Origin of the sequence: Mycolicibacterium vinylchloridicum, assembly GCF_013404075.1 — a bacterium.
Taxonomy (GTDB): Bacteria; Actinomycetota; Actinomycetes; order Mycobacteriales; family Mycobacteriaceae; genus Mycobacterium; species Mycobacterium vinylchloridicum.
Window position 1 is genome coordinate 1 of the sequence record NZ_JACBJQ010000199.1, and the last position, 913, is coordinate 913.

A 913-nucleotide genomic window follows, 5' to 3' on the forward strand; every position below is an offset into this window, starting at 1 on the left:
TGTCGTGTTGGGTGAGGTTGATGATGGTGGCGATGATGGCGGCCACGGCGACGAGGGCCCCGATCGCCACCGCCGCCATTTTCAGGCCGCCCCCAGACGAGCTCGGCGCGGGCCGAGCCGGTGGCGGTGGCTGTTGTGGTGGTGAGGTGACTTTATAGACATTCTGTTGCCCCGACATACCAGTAAAGTCCTGGCTACGTTGAGATTTGCGCGCGGCACGCTCATCATCAATCCGACACCATGGACACCACTCCGTCTCCACCGGAACCTGATGCCCCCGCCCACAGGTACGCACCGGCAACGCCTGCAACCCCGCCCGCCACTCCGCCGCCGACGGACGCCGAGACGGATCCACCGCCCCCTCGGTAAACGCCCGCACAAACAACCCCTGAACATGGTCAGGCAAAAAATCTATCGACGGCGCCAACGGATGGGTCTTCAACAACGACCCCGGACCACCAGCCCAATACCCAGACCGCGCCAAACTCAACGCATCCGGCTGCTCACCAGGACCCGTCCACACCCCCCGCAAAAACGGATGATTCCCCGCCATCAACAACAAATGAATATGCACCGCCAACGCAAACAAATCCGACGGCTTCTCCCGCGCCACCACCGCCAGATTCAACCCCGCCAACTCCGGAGCCGTGAACTCCGCGCGCCCCACCCCACACAAAAACGACCGCCCACCACCATCAGTGAACTGCATCGAATCACAATCCACCAACGACACCCGCGTGGTGTCGCTGACCAAAATATTGCGTTCCTGAAAATCCCCAATCACCGCATCCACCCGATGCACCACATCAACAGCCAGACACAAATTCGCCGCAACATTCACCAAATGCAACCAACTCACATGCGGCGTCCACTGCGGCGCACCCGGCAACGGCGCCACCCGATTCGACGGATT

General features: G+C 61.3%; 1 pseudogene. It reads right to left on the bottom strand.

Features of this window, described 5'->3' with window-relative positions:
- Positions 1 to 913 (bottom strand): annotated as a pseudogene (locus HPC46_RS34555) (hypothetical protein); the annotation flags it as partial.